Raw genomic sequence first — 20,885 nt, 5'->3', positions numbered from 1 at the left:
GCGGCGAGATGACAACCCAGGTGTCATGATGGAGGGGTGAGCGAGACGGACCGCGGCCGGCCGACCGACCGGCTGACAGAGGTGTTCGACCTGGTGGGCCCCCTGTACCGGCGGGCCCAGCGCAAGGTCGAGCTGGACGCGCCCATCGAGGGCCTGTCGGTGGGGGTGCGCGCCGTGCTCCACCTGCTGCGCGCGCACGGCCCCATGACCGTGCCGCAGATGGGCCGCGAGCAGGCGCTGAGCCGGCAGTTCGTGCAGCGCATGACCAACGACGCGGCCGCCCGCGGCCTGGTGGCGCTCGGCCCCAACCCGGCGCACAAGAAGTCCTCCCTCGTCCGGCTCACCGAGGAGGGGCGGGCGGCCATCGACGCCGTGCTGGCGCGCGAGCGGGCGGTGCTGCGCCGCATCGGCGGCGACCTGACCGACGCCGAGATCGACGCCTGCCTGCGCGTGTTGTCGCGCCTGCTGCGGCTCCTCGACGACGTGGACGTCGATTGACGGGGCGAGGGAGGGGTGGCGGCCGGGAACGGGCCGTCCAGGTTTCCCTTCCGGTCTCCGGGAAAGAGGAGTGCTTCTGAAGGACATCGAGGAGGCACGGGATATGAGCGCCGACGACAAGATCGCTAACAAGGCTCAGGAGCTCAAGGGCCGCGCCAAGGAGAACCTGGGGGACGCCACCGACGACGAGCGGCTCCAGGCCGAGGGCCGCGCCGACCAGACCGAGGGCAACCTCCGGCAGGCCGGCGAGAAGGTCAAGGACGCGGGCCGCAAGGTCAAGGACGCCTTCAAGAAGTGACGTTCAAGAAGTGACGTCCAAGACGTGACGCCCGCCGCACCAGCGGCGCGCGCGCGGACACGCTCACCGGCGGCCGCCGCCGGCTCACCGGGCCGGACGGCGGCCGCCGGCGTGCCCCGCCAGGTCCCCGCGGAAGAGGCATAGGCGACACGGCCCCGATAGGCGATAGTGCCGGTAGCGGGTCCGTTCACGCGTGCTGGCGGTGGGGCGATGGAAGGCGGCAACGACTCGGGCGCGATCCGCATCGGCCGTACGGTCCGGCGGCCGGTGCGGGCTTGGACGGCCTCCGTCCACGAACTGCTGCGGCACCTGGAGTCCAAGGGGTTCGAGGGCGCGCCGCGCGTCCTCGGCGTGGACGCCGACGGCCGGGAGATCCTCACCTACCTGGACGGCGACACGCTCGGCGGGCGCAGCGTCTGGCCGCAGTGGACCCGGACCGAGGACACCCTGCGCCAGGTGGCCCGCTGGCTGCGCGCCTACCACGAGGCAGTGGCCGACTTCGTGCCGTCCCCGTCCGCCCGCTGGCGCACCGGCGGCCGGTGGGCGCCCGGCCTGGTCATCGCGCACAACGACGCCAGCCCGTTCAACGCGGCCTGGCACGAGGGCCGCCTGGCCGGCTTCTTCGACTGGGACTTCGCCGGGCCCGCCACCGTGGACTCCGACGTGGCCTGGGTGGCGCTGTCCTGGGTCCCGCTGCACGCCCGGCGCGTCGCCGCCGCCGAGGGCTTCACCGACTTCGCCGCGCGCCCGGCCCGGCTGCTGACGTTCCTCGACGCCTACGGCTGGACGGGCGACCCGGTGACGCTCATCGCCGACATCCGCCGCCGCATGACCGAGCGGGCCGCGCGCATCCGCCGGCTGGGCCCGGCTGGCGACCCGCTGCACGCCCGCCTGCTGCGCCAGGGCGTGGCCGACGACCTCGATGAAGCCGTCGGCGAACTCGACGGCTTCCCGCTGCCCTCCCGCGTTATCAAGGAACCATGAGCGCGCGATACGACGGCCTGGCCGAGTGGTACGACGAGTACATCGGGTCCACCGCCGGCGACGGCATCGCCGACGTCGCCCGGCTGCTCGGCCCCGGCGACGGCCCCTGCCTCGACCTGGGCTGCGGCACCGGGCTCTACCTCGACGCCATCCGCTCCACCGGCCGCACCCCGGTCGGCCTCGACCGCTCCGCCGACCAGCTCGGCCGGGCCCGGCGGCGCGACGGCGCGCCGCTGCTGCAGGGCGACGCGGCGGCGCTGCCGTTCGCCGACGCGACGTTCGGCACCGTCACCGCGATCTGGGTCTCCACCGACATCCCGGGCTTCCCCGGCGTGCTCCGGGAGGCCGCGCGGGTGTTGCGGCCGGGCGGGCTGCTGCTGTTCTACGGCGTGCACCCGTGCTTCAACGGCCCGCACATCGAGACCGGCCCGCACCTGGAGGCCCGAGGCGCCGGCGGGGAGGGCGCGGTCGTCATCCATCCCACCTACCGCGTCCAGGGCTGGCACCGGCGCGCGCCGTGGTGGCGCGAGGGCGGCGTGCGCGACCGGCTCGGCATGAGCCACGTCCCGCTGGCCGAGCTGATCAACGCCTTCGCCGGGGCGGGGCTGGCCGTCGAGCACGCCGAGGAGCCGGGCGAGCGCCCGGTCCCGATGGTGCTCGCCCTGCGTGCCCGCCGCTCGCCCGGGGGCGTCAGCGGGGCACGATCGGCAGGGTGATGGAGGAGTCCGGGTAGACCCGCTGGTGCTGCACCACCAGGTCGGCCTCGGTGGCCTCGGCGGCGGGCCGGCCGGTGCCCGGGTTGCGGTCGAAGCGCGGGAAGTTGGAGCTGGAGATCTCCACCCGGATGCGGTGCCCGGCCTTGAAGACCTGGCTCGTGGCCACCAGGTCCACGTGGTAGGTGCCCGACGCGGTGGTGGTGCGCGTGATGCCGTCGATGACGCTCATCGCCCGCCCGTCGGGGTGGACGTCCACCAGCTTCGCCGTCCAGTCGGTGCTCGCCGCCGAGGTGGCGGCGCGCAGCGTCACCGACACCGGGCCGGTCACCTCGACGTCGGCCGCCAGCGGCTCTGTGGTGTAGCAGAGCACGTCGGGCCGCAGCTCCACGTCCCGCTGGTCCTGCGGGCCGACGTTGGTCGGGTCGGGCAGCAGCAGCGGGCCGCCGGTCGTCGGCACCGGGTCGCGCGGGTCGAAGGTGAACACGCGCGGCTCGCCGGACGGGGGAGCGGCGGGCGACAGCAGGCCGTCGGCGTGCAGGTGGTAGCGGGTCTCGACGGCCCGCGCCAGGGGCCAGGACTCCTCCTCCCGCCACACGTCGTCGCCCATCACGAACAGGTGCACGGCGGGCCCGGTGTCCTCGCCCTTGAGGAAGGCGAGCTGCCGCTGTTCGAGCTGGATCGCCGCGGCCTGCGCGAAGAAGCCGAAGTCCAGCCGCCCGGCCCCCGACGCGCCGGGCGCCAGGTGCGTCCACGGCCCGACGACCAGCGGGCCGCCCAGGCGGCGGTGGTTCTCCAGCGTCCCGGCCAGGAACAGGTCGAACCAGCCCGCGACGTGCATGACCGGCACCTCGATGCGGTCGTGCCGCAGCGTCCCGGCCAGCTCCTCCCAGTACGCGTCCCGCTCCGGATGCCCGGTCCACTCGTGCCACCAGGGGATGCCCGGGATGTCGCGCACCGGCAGCGTCCGCGCCGCCGCCTGCTGGTCGCCGAGCACGGGCAGCAGCGTGCCGAGGCCGGGACCGGCGTCCTCGCCCGCCTCGGCGGCGTGCAGCAGCCCCAGCATCGCCTGCATCGCGCCCCAGCCCAGGGCCGAGCCCAGCGCGAACGCGCCGCCGTGGTACTTGAGCCCGTCGTGGAAGTCGTGCGGCGTCATCTGGGCGACGACGGCCCTGAGGCCGGGCGGCCGGGTGGCGGCGGCCTGGAGGGCGCAGCCGGCCAGGTACGACATGCCGCTCATCACCACGTCACCGTTCGACCACGGCTGCCGGGTGATCCAGTCGATCGTGTCGGAGCCGTCCGCGCCCTCGTCCCGCCACGGCCGGAACTCGCCGTCGCTGCTGCCGCGCCCCCGGCAGTGCTGCAACACCACGGCGAAGCCCGCCTGCAACGCAGGGACGACCGGCACCGACCGGAACGTCGGCTCCCCGTAGGGCGTGCGCACCAGCAGCGTGGGGAACGGCCCGCCCTCGACCGGCCGGTGGACCGAGCCGCGCAGGACGGTCCCGTCGCGCATCGGCATGGGCGCGTCGTGCTCGGTGGAGACGACCAGGGACGTGCGGTCGAGCTTCGGCATGGGCGGCTCTCCTGTCGGAAGGGGGCGTTCAGGTGAGGCGGCGTTCAGGTGGGGCGGTGTTCAGGTGGGGCGGTTCAGGTGGGGCGGCGTTCAGGTGGGGCGGTGTTCAGGTGGGGCGGTTCAGGTGGGGCGGCGTTCGGGGAGGCTTTCAGGTGAGCAGGTAGGCGTCGTAGCGGACGGCGGAGGCCGCGCGGGCCGCCGAGGCGACGGCCAGCGTGCGGTTGAGCCAGCGGTACCGCTCGTCGCCGGTCTCGAAACGGCAGAACAGCCGGAAGTAGTAGTCGGCCGGGTCCACCTCCTCGCCGCGGGCCAGCCGGTCGAGCACCCCGGGCGGGCCGTGGCGGACGCCGCTGGTGGTGATGTACAGATGGGCGCCGTCGTGGGTGCGCAGCGTGTAGCGGGTGTCGATGCTGATCGTGCCATCGGCGTGGACGATCTGCCAGTCGGCGCCGCCGGGCAGCACCACCCCGGACAGCCGGGGGCCGTCGAACGTGCCGCCCGTGATGTTGACGACGCGCCGCTGCCCCCACTGCGAGTCGCCGAGGTCGAGGACGGGGTCGAGCAGGACGTGGAAGGTGGCGAGCGGTTCGAGGTTCACCGGGCCACGCTCCAGGAGGGGCGCTCGCTCAGCGCGACCGGGTCGAACCCGGCCGTGCGCTTGTAGGAGGCGGCGATCTCGGCCAGCTCGGCGCGCGGGATGACCTGCTCCACGTGGTCGAACCCGCCGGGCGCGCGCTCGTGGGCGAGCTTCATGACGATCTCGGGACCCATCTGCCGGTTGGCGAGCTGGAGCGCGGTGGTGGCCGGGCGGCGCTCGGCCTCGTACGCGGCCAGGTCGCCCCGGGCCAGCGCGTACGCCAGCACCCGGGCGTCGATGATCGCCTGGGAGGCGCCGTTGGAGCCGATCGGGTACATGGCGTGGGCCGCGTCGCCGAGCAGCGTGACCCCGTCGAAGGTCCAGCGGGGCAGCGGGTCGCGGTCCACCATCGGGTACTCGTAGGCCGCCTCCGCGCCGGTGATGAGCCCCGGCACGTCGAGCCAGTCGAAGCGCCAGTCCGCGAAGTGCCGGCCGATCTCGGCGAGGTCGGCGGGCCGGTTCCAGTTGCCGCGCTCGGGCGGCTCGCCGTCCAGGGGGCGCTCGGCGATCCAGTTGATCAGCGTGCGGCCGCCGGTCTCGATCGGGTACGCGACGAACTTGGCGGTGCCGTCCCCGGCCATGATCATGGACCGGCCGGTCAGGAACGGCTCGCCGTACGTCATGCCGCGCCACAGCACCAGGCCGTTCCAGGGCGGCGGCCCCTCGCCGGGGTAGAGGCCGGCGCGGACGGCGGAGTTGATGCCGTCGGCGCCGATGAGCAGGTCCTCCTCGCCGGGGCCGGTGACGCGGCTGCCGGTGCGGACGGCGTCCGGGCCCAGCCGCTCGGTGACCGCCTCCAGCAGCAGCCGTTGCAGCCGGCCGCGGTGCACCGAGTACTGCGGCCAGGCGTAGCCCGCGGCCAGGCCCCGGGGCTCGGACCAGATCGGCGTGCCGTGGCGGTTGAAGTAGGCCAGCTCGGCGGTGGCGACCCCGATCCGCGCCAGCCGGTCGGCCAGGCCCAGCTCGGTCAGCTCGCGTACGGCGTGGGGGAGCAGGTTGATGCCGACGCCCAGCGGCCGGAGCTCGGGGGCCGCCTCGTGCACGGTCACGTCCCCGAACCCGGCCGCGTGCAGGCTGAGCGCGGTGGCGAGGCCGCCGATGCCGGCTCCGGCGATGACGATGCGCACGAACCCTCCTCCAGGATTGTTATGGCCGAAACAATAGTTCCGGGCACCCGGCACCTGCGCAAGACTTGGCCGGTGAGTGACGCACAGACCGCCGACGCGCCGGCCGCGGGACCCGCAGGGGTGCCGGCCGCCGGGGTTCCTGGCGCCGGGCCCGCCGACGCGCCGGGTGCCGGGCCCGCCGACCTGCGCTACGCCGCGTACGCGCGCGAGCGCCTGGCCGCCATGCCGCCCCCGGCCGACGCCGAGGCGTTCGCGCTGGCCTATCACCTGCTCCAGCTCGCCTACCTGCTCGTCACCGACCTGGAGACCCGCATCCACCGGCCGCGCGGCTGGACGCTGCCCGGCTTCCGGCTGATGTTCAAGCTCTGGCTGCTGGGCCCCACGCAGCCGGTCCGGCTGGCGGAGATCTCCGCCATGTCCCGCTCGGCGGTCACCAACGCGGTCAACACCCTCGTCCGCGCCGGCCTGGCCGAGCGCCGCCCGGTGCCCGGCGACGCCCGCGCGGTCGTGGTCGCGCTGACCCCGGCCGGCGAGGCGGCGGTGCGGGAGGCGTTCGCCGAGCAGACCGGACGCGAGCGCGAGTGGTTCGCGGTGCTCGGCGCGGCCGAGCGGGAGCAGCTCACCGGGCTGCTCGTCCGCATCCTGCGGGCCCGGCCGCCCCTGGGCGCGGAGGAGGCGGCGCGATGAGGGTGGCCGAGGGGCCCTTCTTCGAGGAGCTGGAGCCGGGGCAGGTCTTCGACGGCGCGCCCGGGCTCACGCTCACGGCCGGGCACGCCGCCGCCCACCAGGCGATCTGCGGCGACCGGCTGCGGCTGCCGCTCGACGCCCACCTGTGCGGGGAGGTCACCGGCGGGCCGCCGCAGGCCCATCCGGCGCTCGTGTGGGACGTCGCGATCGGCCAGTCCACGCTGGTCACCCAGCACGTCAAGGCCAACCTGTTCTACCGGGGGCTGGTCCTGCGCCGCTTCCCGGTGATCGGCGACACGCTGCGCACCCGTACGCGGGTCGTGGCGCTGCGCCAGAACCGGCCCCGCCCCGGCCGCCACCCGACCGGCCTGGCGGCGCTGCGCGTCACCACCGAGGACCAGGACGGCCGCCCCGTGCTGGACTTCTGGCGGTGCGCGATGCTGCCGCTGCGCGACCCCCGGGCCCGCACCGGCCACGACGCCGACCTGGACACGATCGGCGCCCTCACCCCGGACGCCGGTACCGCCCCGGACGCCGGTGCCGCCCCGGGCGGCGGGCTCGGCGCGGCGGTGGCCGGGTGGCGGCTCGGCCGCTACGCCGCCCTCGTCCCCGGCCCGCATCTCGACGGCGTGGCGGAGGGGGAGCGGTGGCGGGTCGGCGGCGGCGACGTGGTGTCGGCCGCCCCCGAGCTGGCCCGGCTCACGCTCAACATCGCGCGGGCGCACCACGACGCCAGGGAGGGCGGCCGGCGGCTGGTGTACGGCGGGCACACCATCGGCCTCGCCCTCTCGCAGGCCGTCCGCGCGCTGCCCGCCCTGGTCACGGTGGTCGCCTGGCACGGCTGCGACCACCTCGGCCCGGTGCACGAGGGCGACACGCTGTCCAGCGAGGTGACCGTCGAGCGCCGCGAGCCGCTGCCCGGGGGCGGCGGCCTGGTGCACCTGCGCTCGCTGGTCGCGGCCACGGCGCCCGGCGGCCCCGGCCCCGGGTCCGGGTCCGGGTCCGGCGAGTCCCGGGACGTGCTGGACTGGCGTTTCGTCGCCGTCCTGGCCTGATGCGGGCCGGCGCGCGTGAGGGTCCCGGCGGCGGGGAAAAGGCCCCGCATGGAGGTGCTGAGCAGCCGCGTGCTGCTGCGCCCGCGGGATCCCGCGCGCAGCCGCCGCTTCTACGCCGAGACCCTCGGCCTGGCCGTCCACCGCGAGTTCGGCCCGCCGGAGCATCCCGGCACGGTGTTCTTCCTCGGCCAGGGCTTCCTGGAGCTGTCGGGACACCACGACGACGGCGGGCACGACGGCAGGCACGACGGCAGGCACGGCGGCGGGCATGACGGCGGCGCGGCGGCGGTGTCGCTCTGGTTGCAGGTACGCGACGTCGCGGCCGAGGAGGAGCACCTGCGGCGGGCCGGGGTCACCGTGCTGCGCGAGGCCCGCCAGGAGCCGTGGGGGCTGATCGAGCTGTGGATCGCCGACCCGGACGGTCACCGCCTCGTCCTGGTGGAGGTCCCGCCCGGCCACCCCCTGCGCCGCGACCAGCGCGGCATCGCGCCCGTCAGCGCAACCGGTAGCGGATCGGCAGGTGCCTGAGCCCGCCCACGAACGTCGTGGCCAGCCACACCGGCTCGCCGTCCGGCTCGACGTCGTCCAGCCGGGGCAGCAGCTCGGCGAAGAGCGCCTGGATCTCCATGCGCGCCAGCGCCGCCCCCAGGCAGTAGTGGACGCCCGCGCCGAAGGCCAGGTGCCGGTTGGGCGCGCGCCCGGCGTCGAAGCGGAACGGCTCGGCGAACACCTGCTCGTCCCGGTTGGCCGACGGGTACGACAGCAGCACCGACTCGCCCGCCCCGATCGCCGTCCCGCGCACGGACGTGGCGGCGGCGGCCGTACGCATGAACGCCTTGACCGGGCTCACCCACCGGATCATCTCCTCGGCCGCCGAGGGCAGCAGCCCGGGATCCTCCCGCAGCCGCCGCAACTCGCCGGGATGCCGCAGGAGCGCCTCCAGCCCGCCCGTGATGGTGGAGCTGGTGGTGTCGTGCCCGGCCGTGGCGATGATGACGTAGTACGAGGCCGCGTCGGTGTCGCTCAGCGGCCGGCCGTCCACGCGGGCGTTGGCGATGGCCGAGGCCAGGTCGCCGGTGGGGCGGGCGCGGCGGGAGGCCGTCAGCTCGTGGAAGTAGGCGAGCAGGTCGCTCAGCGCCGAGGTGTGGGCCTCCGCCTCGTCGCCGCGCCGGCGGCTCTCGTCGTCGTGGCCGAACAGGTCCTGGGTCAGCCGCAGCATCATCGGGAAGTCCGACTCGGGCAGGCCGAGCAGCGAGAGGATGACGTACAGCGGGTAGTGCGCCGCGACCTCCACCGCGAAGTCGCACCGGCCGTGCCCGGCCATCAGGTCCACGTACCGCCTGGCCAGCTCCCGTACCCGCGGCTCCAGGGCGCGCATCGCCTTCGGGCCGAACCAGTCGGCGCCGACGGCGCGCAGCGCGCGGTGCTCGGGGTCGTCGGTGTGGACGAGGGTCCTCAGCCCGCCGCCCCTGGCCCGCTGCGCGTCGAGCGCGGCGTCGATCTCGGCCCGGCGCAGCACGGGCCGCGGGGCGGAGAGCCACAACGCGTTGTCCCGCTCGATCTCCAGCACGTCGGCGTGCCGGGTGACGGCCCAGAAGGGCCGGTAGCCGGGCGCCTCCACCCGCTGCACGGGGGACTCGCGGCGCAACAGGGTCAGTGCCTCGTGCAGGCGCGGCTCGTCGGTGTACGTGGCGGGCGTGGCGAGCAGGCGCCCCGCCTCCTCCGCGGACGTCAGGGTCGTGGCCACGAGTCAGCCTCCGGCGACATGCGGATTGTACGGGTGTGATGGGCATTCCCGCGGCGCGGCGCGGGCATGCCGACGGCGGCGGCCGGCTGCTATCCTGCACATATGAATAGATCTTCAAGTGTTGTGCCGGTGGCAGTGGACGGCTGCGCGGTCAAGGTGGTGGACGCCGAGCGGGTGGCGGCGGTGCGCGAGCGCATGCCCGCCCCCGCCGACCTGGCCGACACGGCCGAGGTCTTCGGCCTGCTGTCCGACCCCAACCGGCTGCGCCTGCTGGTCGCGCTGCTGGACGGCGAGCTGTGCGTGTGCGACCTGGCGGCGGTGACCGGGCAGAGCGAGTCCGCCGCCTCGCACGCGCTGCGGCTGCTGCGCGCGCACCGGGTGGTGACCGCCCGCCGGGCCGGGCGCATGGCGTACTACCGGCTGGCCGACCCGCACGTGCGGATGTTGCTCGACCTGGCGCTCGCCCACGCCGAGCACACCGACCTCATGCATCCCGAACGCGGCGGGGAGGGGTAGTGGGCGCCGGCCACGGCCACGGCCACGGCCACGGTCACGGCCACGGTCACGGCCACGCCGGCGGGCACACCGGCGGCCACGGGCACGCCGGAGGGCGGCACCGCGGGCGGCTCGCCACGGCCTTCGTCCTCATCGGCGGCTTCTTCGTGGTGGAGCTGGCCTTCGGGCTGGCGTCCGGGTCGCTGGCGCTGCTGTCGGACGCCGGGCACATGGCCGCCGACGTGGTCGCTCTCGGCGCGGCGCTGGTCGCCACCCGGATCGCGGCCCGGCCCGACCCGACCGGCCGACGCAGCTACGGCTCCTACCGGGCCGAGGTGTTCGCCTCGCTGCTGGCCGTGGTGCTCATGCTGGGCGTGGCGGTCTACGTGGCCGTCGAGGCCGTCGGCCGGATCGGCGGCCCGGCCGGGGTGTCGTCGGGGCCGATGCTGGTCGTGGGCGCGCTCGGCCTGGCCGTCAACGTCGCCGCCCTGCTGCTGCTGCGTGCCGGCGCGGCCGAGAGCCTCAACGTCAAGGGCGCCTACATGGAGGTCGTCGCCGACACGGCGGGATCGGCCGGTGTGATCGTGGCGGGCTGGCTGGTGGCGGCGACCGGGCAGCCGTTCTGGGACACGGCGGTCGCGCTGGCCATCGGCGTCTTCGTGGCGGTGCGCGCGGTCTCGCTCGGGCGGCAGGTCTTCGCGGTGCTGGGCCAGCACGTGCCCGCCGGGGTGGACCCGTCCGCCGTCGCCGCCGACCTGGCCGCCGTCGAGGGCGTGCGCGACGTGCACGACCTGCACCTGTGGACGCTCACCTCCGGCATGAACGTGGCCACCGCCCACCTGGTCGCCGCCGACGGCAGCGACGCCCACGCCGTCCTCGACCGGGCCAGGGACGTGCTGCGCCACCGCCACGACATCGCGCACGCCACGCTCCAGATCGAGCCCGCCGACCACCAGGGGTGCGACGAGCTGGGCTGGTGACCCGGCGGGCGGGCGGCCGGGGCGGCGCTCAGGAGTCGCCGCCCGCGCAGCGCAGCAGCAGCACCGCGATGTCGTCGGCGCGCCGCTCCAGCGCGGCCGGCTCGATCAGCGACTCCGCCAGGTCCCGCAGCGGGCCGTCGCGGGTGGGGTTGAAGCGCTCGGCCAGGCCCTGGATGGCCTCGCCGAGGTCCAGGCCGGGCTGCTCGACGAGGCCGTCGGTGTAGAGGGTCAGCACGCCGCCGGGCGGCAGGTCCACGTCCAGGGTGGCGTACTCGGCCCGCGGGTCGACGCCCAGCAGCAGCCCGGCGGCCGTCTCGACGACCCGCGTGGGCGCGCCCGGCCGGCCCAGCAGCGGCGGCAGGTGGCCGGCGCTGGCCAGGCAGGCGGTGTGCCGCGCCAGGTCGAGGCTGACGTACAGGCAGCTCGTGAACCGGTCGGGGGCCAGCTCGACGAGCAGCCGGTTGGTGTGCGCGAGCACCTCGCCGGGGGAGGCCCCGGCGCCGGCGTGGGCGCGGATGGCGGTGCGGACCTGGCCCATCAGGGCGGCGGCGGTCACGTCGTGGCCCTGCACGTCGCCGATGACGGCGGCGGCCTGGGTGCCGCTCAGCCGGATCAGGTCGAAGAAGTCGCCGCCGATGTCCATGCCGGGGGTGGCCGGCACGTACCGGGCGGCCAGGTCCAGGCCGGGGATGTCGGGCAGCGTGCGCGGCAGCAGGCTCGCCTGCAGGCACTGGGCGAGCTGGTGCTTGACGTCGTAGAGCCGGGCCCGCTCGAACGCCTGCGTGATCAGGCCGGCCAGCGCGGTGAGCGTGGCGCGCTCGTCCACGCCGAAGCGGTGGGGGTGGTCGTAGGCCAGGACGCAGGTGCCGATGGGCCGCCCCGAGGTCACCAGCGGCAGGAACGCCCACGCCTTCATGTCGTCGGAGGCGACGGCGTCCGGGTACGCCGCGCGCAGCTCGTCCAGGTCCGCGTAGAAGGCCGGCCGGGTCGCGTCGTACGCCCGCTCCGTCGGCGGCGGGCCCACCGGCCGCCCGTCGAACTCGCCCACCGCCCGCCGGCTGTAGCCGCGCGAGGCGGCCACCCGCAGCCGCCCGCCCTTCGTGGTGAGGATGGCCATCGCCTGCACGTCGTGGACGGGCATGACGTGGTCGGCGACGAGGTCGATGACCTGCTGCGCGGTGACGGCCCGGGCGAGCGTGGTCGCCAGGTGCAACATCTCGTGCAGGGCGATGCCCCCGTCGGGACGCTCGCCGCCGGTGCCCGGCTCCGGCCCGGCCCGCTCCGGCCCGCCGGCGGTGACCCGCACGGTGACGCCGGTCAGGCCGGGGAAGAGGTGGAAGGTCAGCGGCCGCCCCGACGGGCCGCGGATGGTGAACGAGGTGGCCCGCCGGCTGAGCACCGCGGCCCGGTAGCGGTCCTCGTAGACGGGGCCGTCCAGCCACGGCAGCGCCTCGCCCAGGCGGGTGCCGCGAAGCTCGGACGGGCCGGCGCGCAACAGGTCGGCGGCCGGCGCGGTGACCAGCGTGACGCGGCCCCCGACGTCGAGCGAGCAGTAGCCCTCGGGCAGCCGGTTCAGGCAGCCCAGCGCCACGAGCTCGGCGTCCGGGGCGGTGGCGAGGGCCGGGCCCGGGTCGAGCGGGCGCGGCCGGGGCCCCGGCGTGACCGGCTCGCCCCGCTGGTCGGCCCGCCTGAGCAGGTCGCCGAGGGCCGAGCAGCTCGCGTGGATGGCGTCGAGCTGCTCCCGCGACAGCCGGTCCGACCGGCCCGCGGGCCACAGCAGCAGCAGCACGCCCCGGACGCGGGCGCCGGCGCGGACGGGGCAGGCGGCCATCGCGAAGGGGTACGGCAGCGTGAGCGCCACCGCCGGGAACTGCCGCGCCAGGTCCTCGCGCCCCGACACCCAGATCAGGCGCCCCTCGCGCGCGGCCGTGGCGACCGGCAGGGGGTCGTCGCTCCTGAGCCGGGCCCACGCCAGGGCGATCGAGGCCGGCATGCCGAGCTGGACGTCCATCAGCAGCCGGCCGTCGCCGGCCAGGAGGTAGACGGCACCGATGTGGGCCCCCGTGCCGGTGACGGCCTGGATCAGCAGGTCGTCCAGGCGCGGCGCGGCGTCCTCACGCACCGTCTCAGCCCGTCCCCTCGCTCACGGATGGTGAGCGCGAGCGCAGTTTCAAACCCCCCATAGGGGCAGGATACACGCTTGAGCGTAGTCAATCGCTCACTTTACGTTGATATCCGGGTCTGGCCTGCGCGGGCCGGTGGGTCACTCCTCCGACAGGACGCGCTGGGCGACGGCGAAGGCGGCGTTCGCGGCGGGCACCCCGCAGTAGACGGCGCTCTGCAGCAGCACCTCGCCGATCTCGTCCGGCGTCAGCCCGTTGCGCAGCGCCGCGCGCACGTGCATGGCCAGCTCCTCCAGGTGGCCGCGGGCCACGAGCGCGGTCAGCGTGACGCAGCTGCGCGTACGCCGGTCCAGGCCGGGCCTGGTCCAGATCTCGCCCCAGGCGTAGCGGGTGATGAAGTCCTGGAAGTCCCGGGTGAACGGGGTGGTGCGGGCCGCCGCCCGGTCCACGTGCGCGTCGCCCAGCACCTCGCGCCGTACCCGCATGCCGGGCACGGCGGGCAGGTGGGCGAGCAGCGCGGCCGTCACGCGCTCGGGCTGGTCGGCCGGGGCCAGGTGGGCGGCCCCGGCCAGCTCCACGAGGGTCGCGCCCGGGATGCCGTCGGCCAGCAGCCGGGCGTGCGCGGGCGGCGTCGCCGGGTCGTCCCGCCCGGCCACGACCAGGGTGGGCGCCTTGATCGCGGGCAGCTCGCCGCGTACGTCGTAGGTGGCCAGGGCGTCGCAGCAGGCCGCGTACCCCTCGGGGTCGGCGGCGGCCAGGTCGTCCAGCAGCTCCTGGCGGGGCGGCCCGGCGAACCAGCGCCCGGCCGTGGGACCCAGCAGCGGGCCGGTGCCCTCGGCGCGGACCAGCCGGGCCCGCTCGTGCCACGCCCCGGGCTCCCCGAAGCGGGCCGAGGAGCAGACCATCGCCAGCGACCGCACCCGGCCGGGGTGGCGCAGCGCCAGGGTCGCGCCGATCGCGCCGCCGATCGAGACGCCCGCGTAGTGGAAGCCGTCGAACCCCAGCGCGTCGGCCGTCGCCAGCACCAGGCCGGCCAGGTCCTCGACGGTGGCCACCTCCGCCGGGGGAGCGCCGCCGTGGCCGGGCAGGTCGAACCTCAGCACCCGGAAGGTCCGCGCCAGCGCGGCGAGCTGCGGCTCCCACAGGCGCAGGGACGTCCCGAGCGACGGCCCGAGGATCAGCGGCTCGCCGCCCTCGGGGCCGTCCAGCCGGTGCTGCAACATGGGGTCAGTCCTCCTTGAGCGCCCGCTCCACCAGGGCGCGGGCGGAGCCGGTCGAGCCGGACAGGGTCAGGTTGGCGCGCATGCGCTCGGGGTGCACCCGCAGGCCGGCGACCAGCTCGGCGGCGTCGCGGGCGGCACCGGCGACCAGGCGCAGGCACTCGCGCAGCGGCTGCCACTCGGCGTGCCAGGCGCCGGAGGGGCGCTCGTCCTCGGCGGCGAGCGAGCCGTACAGGACGGCGGCCAGCGCCGGGGTCTGCCGGGCGGCGGCGACGATCATGGTGGAGCGGACGGGGTTGTGCTTGTGCGGCATCGACGACGAGCCGCCGCCCACCCCTTCGGACAGCTCGCCCACCTCGGTGCGCGAGAGCACCAGCACGTCGGCCGCCGCCTTGCCGAGCGCCCCGGACGCGAACGCCAGCGCCCCGGCCAGGTCGGCGACGGGCGTGCGCAGCACGTGCCACGGCAGCACCGGCTCGGCCAGCCCCAGCTCGGCGGCGAACCGCGCCACCAGCCGCAGCCCGGCGTCCGCGCCGGCGTCGGCTCCGGCCCCGGCCCCGGTGTCCGCGCCGGTGCCGGCGCCGGTGGCGGCCCCGGCGTCCGTGCCGGTGCCGGTCCCGGTGTCGGTCCCGGTGCCGGGGCGGGGCTCCTCGGGGTGGAAGGCGGCCAGGGTGCCCGCGGCCCCGCCGAGCTGCACCGGGAGGGCGTCCCTGGCGGCGCGCAGCCGGGCGCGGGCGTCGAGGACCAGCTTGCGCCAGCCCGCCGCCTTCAGCCCGAACGTCGTCGGCACCGCCTGCTGGGTGAGCGTCCGCGCGGCCATCACCGTGTCGCGGTGCGCCCCGGCCAGCCCGGCCAGGGCGGCGGCCACCCGGTCGAGGTCGGCCAGCACCGGCCCGAGCGTGCGGTGCGCCACCAGCATGAGCGCCGTGTCCACGATGTCCTGGCTGGTCGCGCCCCGGTGCACGTACGCGCCGTGCGGCCCGGCCGCCGCGCGCAGGTCCTCGACGAGGGGGATGACCGGGTTGCCTCCCGAGCGGGCCCGCGCGGCGAGCCCCGGCAGGTCGAAGGCCGCCACCCGGGCCGCCGCGGCCACCGCCTCGGCGGCGTCCGCCGGGGCCAGGCCGAGCGCGGCCTGCGCGCGGGTCAGCGCGACCTCGGCGTCCAGCAGGGCCCGCAGGAACGCGGCGTCGCCGGTCTCCTCGGCCGCGCCCCGCATGGGGGACAACAACCCGAGGTCGGCCCCCCGGTCAACCGGAGTCCCCCCGTCAGCCGGAGTCCCCCCGTCAGCCGAAGTCAAGGAAGACCGTCTCCTTCTCGCCCTGCAGGTGGATGTCGAAGCGGTAGACGCCCTCGCGCTCCGGCCGGGCGACCAGCGTCTCGCGCCGCTCCGGCGGCAGCGTGTCCAGGAAGGCCGCGCCCCGGTCGAAGTAGACGCGGGTGAACAGGTGGTGCAGCAGGCCACGGGCGAACACGCACACGCTGATGTAGCCGTTACCCGGCATGAGCGTACGCAACCCGTAGCGGCCGTCGGCCTCGGTCGGCACCCGGCCGAAACCGGTGAAGTCCAGCCCGTGCCGCCCGATGACGGCGCCGTTCACCGGGTCGCGGCGCAGCGTGCCCGGCTTGCCGCTGAGGTCGCCCGACGGGTCGGCCTGCCAGAACTCCAGCAGCGCGTCCGGCACCGGCTCGCCCGCGCCGTCGTAGACGTAGCCGTGGACGGTGATCCCGCCGGTGGCCAGGTCGCCGCCGCCGGGGAACGGCAGCGCGTAGCCGTAGAACGGGCCGATCGTCTGCGAAGGGGTCGGCTTCATCGGCCCTCCTCCATCCAGGTCGCGGCCGGGCCGTCCAGGACGATGTCCCAGCGGTAGCCCAGCGAGAACTCGGGCACGGACAGCTCGTGGTCGTAGGCGCACACCAGCCGCTGCCGGGCCCGCTCGTCGGTCACCGACTGCAGCACCGGGTCGAACGGGAACAGCGGATCGCCCGGGAAGTACATCTGGGTGACCAGCCGCTGCGTGAACGCCGTGCCGAACACCGAGAAGTGGATGTGCGCCGGCCGCCAGGCGTTGACGTGGTTGCGCCACGGGTACGGCCCCGGCTTGATCGTGGTGAAGGAGTAGCGGCCCTCGTCGTCGGTCAGGCAGCGCCCCACCCCGGAGAAGTTGGGGTCGAGCGGGGCCGGGTGGTCGTCGCGCTGGTGCGGGTAGCGGCCGGCGGCGTTGGCCTGCCACACCTCGACGAGCTGGCCGCGCACCGGCCGCCCGTCGCGGTCGAGCACCCGGCCCTGGACGGTGATTCGCTCGCCGAGCGGCTCGCCCGGGTGCTGCTTGGTGAGGTCGTTGTCGAGCGCGGTCACGTCGGTGACGCCGAAGACCGGCCCGGACAGCTCGGCCGCCTCCGGGTCCTTGACCGCCAGCAGCGGCAGCTTCGGGTGGCGCAGCACGCTGCTGCGGTAGGGGGCGAAGTCGCGCAGCGGCTGGTTCGCCTCCTCGCCGTCGTGGGCCTGGTGCAGCTCGGCGATCTCGCGATCGATGTCGGCTTGGCTGAGGGGTGGGGTCATCGGGCTACCTTTCTGGCTACCTTTCCAGGACGACGGCCATGCCCTGGCCGACGCCGATGCAGAGACACGCCAGGCCGGTGCCGGACCCGGCCGCGGCCAGCCGGTGCGCCACCGCGCCGGTGATCCGGGCGCCGGACGCGCCGAGCGGGTGGCCGAGCGCGATCGCGCCGCCCTCCGGGTTGACCAGCGCCGGGTCCAGGTCGGGCAGCTCGGCCAGGCAGCCGAGCGTCTGCGCGGCGAAGGCCTCGTTCAGCTCGACCGTGGCCAGGTCGGCGAAGGTCCTGCCGGCCTTGGCGAGGGCGCGCTGGGCGGCCTCGACCGGGCCGAGGCCGAAGTAGCGGGGTTCGAGGGCGCTGGCGGCGCCGGCGGTGATGCGCGCCAGGGGCTCGCGGCCGCCCAGCCCGTCCTCGTCGGTGAGCAGCAGCGCCGCCGCGCCGTCGTTGAGCGGGGAGGAGTTGCCGGCGGTGACCGTGCCCTCCTTGCGGAAGGCCGGCTTGAGCCGGGCGAGCTTGTCGAGGGAGGTGTCCTCGCGGATGCCCTCGTCCCGGGTCACGTCCCCGACGGGGACGATCTCCCGCTCGAAGGACGCTCCGGCCGCCTTCCGGTGGCTGGCCAGGGCGTAGGCGTCCTGCTGCTCGCGGGTGATGCCGTGCTTGTCGGCGATCAGCTCGGCGCCCTCGCCGAGCGGAACCGTGTGCTCGGCGGGCATCCTCGGGTTGACCAGCCGCCAGCCGAGCGTGGTGGAGACCAGCTCGGCGCCGCCCGCGGGGAAGGCCCGGTCGGGCTTGGGCAGCACCCACGGGGCGCGGGTCATCGACTCCACGCCGCCGGCGATCACCGTGGAGGCGTCGCCGAGCGCGATCATCCGGTACGCCTGGACGACCGCCTCCATGCCGGACCCGCACAGCCGGTTCACGGTCGCGCCCGGCGTGGTCACCGGCAGGCCGGCCAGCAGCGCGGCCATGCGGGCGACGTTGCGGTTCTCCTCGCCGGCGCCGTTGGCGTTGCCGAGGATCACCTCGTCGGGGGCCTCGACGCCGTTGCGCTCGGCGACCGCCCTGACCACGTGCGCGGCCAGGTCGTCGGGGCGGACCCCGGCCAGCGCGCCGTTGTGCCTGCCGAACGGGGTGCGGACGGCGTCCACGACGTAGACGGTCTTCATGCCAGGACCTCGGCTTCCGTACGCTCGCGCAGCTCCGCCACGCTCACCCCCGGCGCGGTCTCCACCAGCCGCAGCCCGTCCCCGGTGACGTCGAGCACGCCGAGGTCGGTGATGACGCGGTGGACGCACGCCCTGCCGGTGAGCGGCAGCGAGCACTCCTTGACGATCTTCGGCGAGCCGTCCTTGGCCGTGTGATCCATGATCACGATGACCTTGCGCGCGCCGTGGACGAGGTCCATCGCCCCGCCCATGCCCTTGACCAGCTTGCCGGGCACCATCCAGTTGGCCAGGTCGCCCGCGGCCGACACCTGCATCGCGCCCAGCACCGCCACGTCGATGTGCCCGCCCCTGATCATCCCGAACGACAGCGAGGAGTCGAAGAACGACGCCCCCTCCCGCACGGTCACCGTCTCCTTGCCCGCGTTGATCAGGTCGGGGTCGACCTCGTCCGCCGCCGGGTAGGGGCCGACGCCGAGGACGCCGTTCTCCGAGTGCAGGATCACGTCCACGTCGTCCGGCAGGAACGACGGGATGCGGGTGGGCAGGCCGATGCCCAGGTTGACGTAGTCACCGTCGCGCAGCTCGGCCGCCGCGCGGGCCACCATCTCGTCCCGCGTCCAGCTCATCAGCGAGTCGTCCTCTTCTCGATGCCCTTGTCCGCCGCCTGCTCCGGGGTCAGCACGAGGACGCGCTGGACGAAGACGCCGGGCAGGTGGACCTCGTCGGGGTCCAGCTCGGTCAGCTCCTCCACCTCGGCGACCGTGACGCGCCCGGCCATCGCGGCCAGCGGGTTGAAGTTGCGCGCGGCCTTGTTGAAGACCAGGTTGCCGTGCCGGTCGCCCTTGGCCGCGCGGACCAGCGCGAAGTCCGTCCTGATGCTGTGCTCCAGCACGTACGGGCGGCCGTCGAACTCGCGTACCTCCTTGGGCGGCGAGGCCGCGGCGATCGAGCCGTCCGGGTTGTGGCGCAGCGGCAGGCCGCCCTCGGCCACCGGCGTGCCCACCCCTGCCGGGGTGTAGAAGGCCGGGATGCCGGCGCCGCCCGCGCGCAGCCGCTCGGCCAGGCTGCCCTGCGGGGTCAGCTCGACCTCCAGCTCGCCGCCCAGGTACTGGCGGGCGAACTCCTTGTTGTCGCCGATGTACGAGGCCGTCACGCGCGCGATGCGCCCGGCGGCCAGCAGCACGCCGAGGCCGCCGCCGTCCACGCCGCAGTTGTTCGACACCACGGAGATGCCGGTCACCCCGGTGTCGTAGAGGGCCCGGATCAGCACGTTCGGGATGCCGCTCAGGCCGAACCCGCCGACCGCGAACGACGCGCCGTCCCGTACGCCGGCCAGCGCCTCCTCGGCCGAGGCCACCACCTTGTCTCTCCGCACGACGCTCCATTCACCGGGAGTGTTCGCATAGTGAACTTTTGTCCACTATTATGCTGTCGAGTATCCGTAACGAGAGCGCTCCTGTCAAAGGACCTCCCTCGGCCGAGGAGGCGCGATGGAAGCGGCCGGAACCCTGGAACGCGGCCTGGCCGTGCTGCGCGTGCTGGCGGGCGAGCCGGGCCGGCCCGTGGCCGCGACCGACCTCGTGCGCGCCACCGGGCTGGCCAGGTCCGCGGTGGACCGGGTGCTGGTCACCTTCGCCCACCTCGGCTACGTGCGCACCGGCGAGCGGGAGGTGCTGCTCGCGCCGCGGCTGATGGAGCTGGGCGAGGCCTACCTGTCGGGCTGCGGGCTGCGCGAGGCGCTGTCGCCGCTCGCCGGGCGGCTGGCCGAGGAGCTGGACGAGTCGGTGTCGCTGGCCGTGCCGGACGGGGGAGGGGTGCGCTTCATCGCCCAGTTCACCCGGCGGCGCACCATGTCGGTGGCCTTCCGCGTCGGCGACCTGCTGCCCGCGCGGCGGTGCGCGGCCGGGCTGGCGCTGCTGGACCCGTCCGCGCCGTGGGCCGTGGACGACCAGCTCGTCGAGCCGGGGCTGGTGGCGGTCGCGGTGCCGGTACGGGATCCCGGCGGGACGCCGGTGAGCGCGCTCAGCGTGGTCAGCCACACCAGCCGGCACACCGCCGAGGGGCTGCGCGAGCACGCCCTGCCCCGGCTGCGCGAGACGGTGGCGGAGATGGAGGCCGCCCTGGCCCGCCCGTCCCCCGCGCCGCGCGCGGCCGGCGCCCGGGCGACGGCGGCCGAGGACGCCTCGCTGGCGGCCAAGAAGGAGCTGGGCGCCGGCTACCTGCAGTCGCTGGCGCGCGGCCTGGCCGTCATGACCGCGCTCGGCAGGCCGGGCGGCGCCACCCTCGCCGACGCCTCCAGGGCGACCGGCCAGCCCCGGGCGACCGTCCGCCGCGCCGTCCAGACCCTGGAACGGCTCGGCTACGCCGCCCCCGCCGGCGGCACCCGCTTCGTCCTGCTGCCGAAGGTCCTGGAGCTGGGGTACGCCCACCTGTCCGGGCTGTCCTTCCGCGACGTCGTCCAGCCGCACCTGGCCGACCTCGTGGCCCGGGTGCGCGAGTCGGCCTCGGTCGCCGTGCTGTCCGGCGAGGACATCGTCTACCTGGCCCGCGTACCGACCCGGCGGATCATGAGCGTGGACATCACGGTCGGCACCCGCTTCCCCGCCTACGCCACCTCGATGGGCCGGGTGCTGCTCGCCGACCTGCCGGCGGAGCGGCTGGCCGGGATCGCCGTCAAGCCGCTGTCCCGCCACACCGTCACCACGAACGCCGAGCTGGCCGCCGCCGTGCGCCGGGCCGCCGCCGACGGCTACGCCCTGGTGGACCAGGAGCTGGAGGAGGGGGTGCGGTCGCTGGCGGTGCCCATCCGCGACGGCTCGGGACGGGTGGTGGCCGCCGTCAACGTCGCCACCCACGCCAGCCGCGCCACCCCCGCCGGCCTGGTACGCGACGTCCTGCCCGAGCTGCGGGAGGCCGCCGCCCGGATGGAGGCCGACCTGGCCTTCGTGCACGGCCCCGCCTGGAACGGCTCCCTGCCCGAGCTGGTCCGCCTGGGCCGCTGACCGCCCGGCCCCCTCGCGGGG

At 75.6% G+C, this 20,885-nt stretch carries 22 protein-coding genes; 10 read left to right on the top strand and 12 right to left on the bottom strand.

Going from position 1 to position 20,885, the window contains the following annotated elements; genetic code table 11:
- Positions 1 to 36 precede the first annotated feature (36 nt).
- The 4 genes from AB0H75_RS11690 (at position 37) to AB0H75_RS11675 (ending at position 2,496) form a co-directional block, all read left to right on the top strand.
- On the top strand, positions 37 to 498 hold the full coding sequence (locus AB0H75_RS11690; protein ID WP_367794415.1) for a MarR family winged helix-turn-helix transcriptional regulator: 462 nt from the start codon (positions 37 to 39) through the stop codon (positions 496 to 498).
- Between the two features lie 103 nt (positions 499 to 601).
- The gene (locus AB0H75_RS11685) at positions 602 to 796 is read left to right on the top strand and encodes a CsbD family protein (protein ID WP_367794412.1); all 195 of its coding nucleotides are present in this window, start codon (positions 602 to 604) and stop codon (positions 794 to 796) included.
- Positions 797 to 1,006: 210 nt separating this feature from the next.
- Positions 1,007 to 1,780: a phosphotransferase gene (locus tag AB0H75_RS11680; RefSeq protein ID WP_367794409.1), complete on the top strand. Its 774-nt coding sequence runs from the start codon at positions 1,007 to 1,009 to the stop codon at positions 1,778 to 1,780.
- Complete coding sequence (locus AB0H75_RS11675; RefSeq protein ID WP_367794406.1) at positions 1,777 to 2,496, top strand: class I SAM-dependent methyltransferase; 720 nt, start codon at positions 1,777 to 1,779, stop codon at positions 2,494 to 2,496. The genes AB0H75_RS11680 and AB0H75_RS11675 overlap by 4 nt, the downstream gene beginning before the upstream one ends.
- Here the strand turns inward: AB0H75_RS11675 and AB0H75_RS11670 are convergent.
- From AB0H75_RS11670 to AB0H75_RS11660, 3 genes are all read right to left on the bottom strand, one after another.
- Positions 2,471 to 4,069 (bottom strand): CocE/NonD family hydrolase, encoded by a 1,599-nt coding sequence (locus tag AB0H75_RS11670; protein ID WP_367794402.1) that lies wholly within the window; start codon positions 4,067 to 4,069, stop codon positions 2,471 to 2,473. The two genes, AB0H75_RS11675 and AB0H75_RS11670, sit on opposite strands and share 26 nt — an antisense overlap.
- A 148-nt stretch (positions 4,070 to 4,217) precedes the next feature.
- Positions 4,218 to 4,667 carry a DUF3237 domain-containing protein gene (locus AB0H75_RS11665; RefSeq protein ID WP_367794399.1) on the bottom strand — a complete coding sequence of 150 codons (450 nt, stop codon included), beginning with the start codon at positions 4,665 to 4,667 and terminating at the stop codon, positions 4,218 to 4,220.
- A complete protein-coding gene (locus AB0H75_RS11660; RefSeq protein WP_367794396.1) occupies positions 4,664 to 5,833 on the bottom strand; it encodes a flavin-dependent oxidoreductase in 1,170 nt (389 codons plus the stop codon). Before AB0H75_RS11660 ends, AB0H75_RS11665 begins: the two co-directional genes overlap by 4 nt.
- 72 nt (positions 5,834 to 5,905) lie before the next feature.
- On the opposite strand from AB0H75_RS11660, the gene AB0H75_RS11655 reads away from it, so the two are divergent.
- Genes AB0H75_RS11655 through AB0H75_RS11645 form a run of 3 tightly spaced genes read left to right on the top strand, consistent with a single transcriptional unit; the run spans position 5,906 to position 8,103 of the window.
- Entirely contained in the window at positions 5,906 to 6,520 is a 615-nt protein-coding gene (locus AB0H75_RS11655; protein ID WP_367794393.1) for a MarR family winged helix-turn-helix transcriptional regulator, read from the top strand.
- The gene (locus tag AB0H75_RS11650; protein WP_367794390.1) at positions 6,517 to 7,575 is read left to right on the top strand and encodes a MaoC family dehydratase; all 1,059 of its coding nucleotides are present in this window, start codon (positions 6,517 to 6,519) and stop codon (positions 7,573 to 7,575) included. Before AB0H75_RS11655 ends, AB0H75_RS11650 begins: the two co-directional genes overlap by 4 nt.
- 48 nt (positions 7,576 to 7,623) lie before the next feature.
- Positions 7,624 to 8,103: a VOC family protein gene (locus tag AB0H75_RS11645; RefSeq protein ID WP_367794387.1), complete on the top strand. Its 480-nt coding sequence runs from the start codon at positions 7,624 to 7,626 to the stop codon at positions 8,101 to 8,103.
- On the opposite strand, the gene AB0H75_RS11640 is transcribed toward AB0H75_RS11645, so the two are convergent.
- Positions 8,069 to 9,322 carry a cytochrome P450 gene (locus AB0H75_RS11640; protein WP_367794384.1) on the bottom strand — a complete coding sequence of 418 codons (1,254 nt, stop codon included), beginning with the start codon at positions 9,320 to 9,322 and terminating at the stop codon, positions 8,069 to 8,071. The two genes, AB0H75_RS11645 and AB0H75_RS11640, sit on opposite strands and share 35 nt — an antisense overlap.
- 102 nt (positions 9,323 to 9,424) lie before the next feature.
- On the opposite strand from AB0H75_RS11640, the gene AB0H75_RS11635 reads away from it, so the two are divergent.
- Both AB0H75_RS11635 and AB0H75_RS11630 read left to right on the top strand, forming a co-directional pair.
- Complete coding sequence (locus AB0H75_RS11635) at positions 9,425 to 9,838, top strand: ArsR/SmtB family transcription factor (protein ID WP_367794381.1); 414 nt, start codon at positions 9,425 to 9,427, stop codon at positions 9,836 to 9,838.
- Positions 9,838 to 10,797, top strand: a complete 960-nt coding sequence (locus tag AB0H75_RS11630) for a cation diffusion facilitator family transporter (protein ID WP_367794378.1) — start codon at positions 9,838 to 9,840, stop codon at positions 10,795 to 10,797. Before AB0H75_RS11635 ends, AB0H75_RS11630 begins: the two co-directional genes overlap by 1 nt.
- Positions 10,798 to 10,825: 28 nt before the next feature.
- On the opposite strand, the gene AB0H75_RS11625 is transcribed toward AB0H75_RS11630, so the two are convergent.
- The 8 genes from AB0H75_RS11625 to AB0H75_RS11590 all read right to left on the bottom strand — a co-directional run bounded on the left by AB0H75_RS11625 (position 10,826) and on the right by AB0H75_RS11590 (position 19,237).
- The gene (locus tag AB0H75_RS11625; RefSeq protein ID WP_367794376.1) at positions 10,826 to 12,919 is read right to left on the bottom strand and encodes a SpoIIE family protein phosphatase; all 2,094 of its coding nucleotides are present in this window, start codon (positions 12,917 to 12,919) and stop codon (positions 10,826 to 10,828) included.
- A 141-nt stretch (positions 12,920 to 13,060) separates the two neighbouring features.
- Positions 13,061 to 14,143, bottom strand: coding sequence for a 4-carboxymuconolactone decarboxylase (gene pcaC / locus AB0H75_RS11620; RefSeq protein ID WP_367794373.1), 1,083 nt, complete (start codon positions 14,141 to 14,143; stop codon positions 13,061 to 13,063).
- 4 nt (positions 14,144 to 14,147) lie between these two features.
- Complete coding sequence (locus tag AB0H75_RS11615; RefSeq protein WP_367795982.1) at positions 14,148 to 15,356, bottom strand: lyase family protein; 1,209 nt, start codon at positions 15,354 to 15,356, stop codon at positions 14,148 to 14,150.
- Positions 15,357 to 15,423: 67 nt separating this feature from the next.
- Positions 15,424 to 15,951: a protocatechuate 3,4-dioxygenase subunit alpha gene (gene pcaG, locus AB0H75_RS11610; protein WP_367794370.1), complete on the bottom strand. Its 528-nt coding sequence runs from the start codon at positions 15,949 to 15,951 to the stop codon at positions 15,424 to 15,426.
- The gene (gene pcaH / locus AB0H75_RS11605; RefSeq protein WP_367794368.1) at positions 15,948 to 16,700 is read right to left on the bottom strand and encodes a protocatechuate 3,4-dioxygenase subunit beta; all 753 of its coding nucleotides are present in this window, start codon (positions 16,698 to 16,700) and stop codon (positions 15,948 to 15,950) included. The genes pcaG and pcaH overlap by 4 nt, the downstream gene beginning before the upstream one ends.
- A 16-nt stretch (positions 16,701 to 16,716) precedes the next feature.
- Positions 16,717 to 17,862 (bottom strand): acetyl-CoA C-acyltransferase, encoded by a 1,146-nt coding sequence (locus tag AB0H75_RS11600; protein ID WP_367794365.1) that lies wholly within the window; start codon positions 17,860 to 17,862, stop codon positions 16,717 to 16,719.
- Complete coding sequence (locus tag AB0H75_RS11595; protein ID WP_367794362.1) at positions 17,859 to 18,488, bottom strand: CoA transferase subunit B; 630 nt, start codon at positions 18,486 to 18,488, stop codon at positions 17,859 to 17,861. The genes AB0H75_RS11600 and AB0H75_RS11595 overlap by 4 nt, the downstream gene beginning before the upstream one ends.
- Complete coding sequence (locus tag AB0H75_RS11590) at positions 18,488 to 19,237, bottom strand: CoA transferase subunit A (RefSeq protein WP_367794359.1); 750 nt, start codon at positions 19,235 to 19,237, stop codon at positions 18,488 to 18,490. The genes AB0H75_RS11595 and AB0H75_RS11590 overlap by 1 nt, the downstream gene beginning before the upstream one ends.
- Positions 19,238 to 19,352: 115 nt before the next feature.
- Here AB0H75_RS11590 and AB0H75_RS11585 point away from each other — a divergent pair, with 115 nt between their 5' ends.
- Positions 19,353 to 20,864 carry an IclR family transcriptional regulator C-terminal domain-containing protein gene (locus AB0H75_RS11585; RefSeq protein ID WP_367794356.1) on the top strand — a complete coding sequence of 504 codons (1,512 nt, stop codon included), beginning with the start codon at positions 19,353 to 19,355 and terminating at the stop codon, positions 20,862 to 20,864.
- The last annotated feature ends 21 nt before the right edge of the window (positions 20,865 to 20,885 follow it).

The organism is Nonomuraea sp. NPDC050783 (genome assembly GCF_040802095.1).
In the GTDB taxonomy this organism is placed as follows: Bacteria; Actinomycetota; Actinomycetes; order Streptosporangiales; family Streptosporangiaceae; genus Nonomuraea.
The sequence above is the reverse complement of the archived record's forward strand: the minus strand, read 5'-3'. Positions and strand labels throughout refer to the sequence as shown.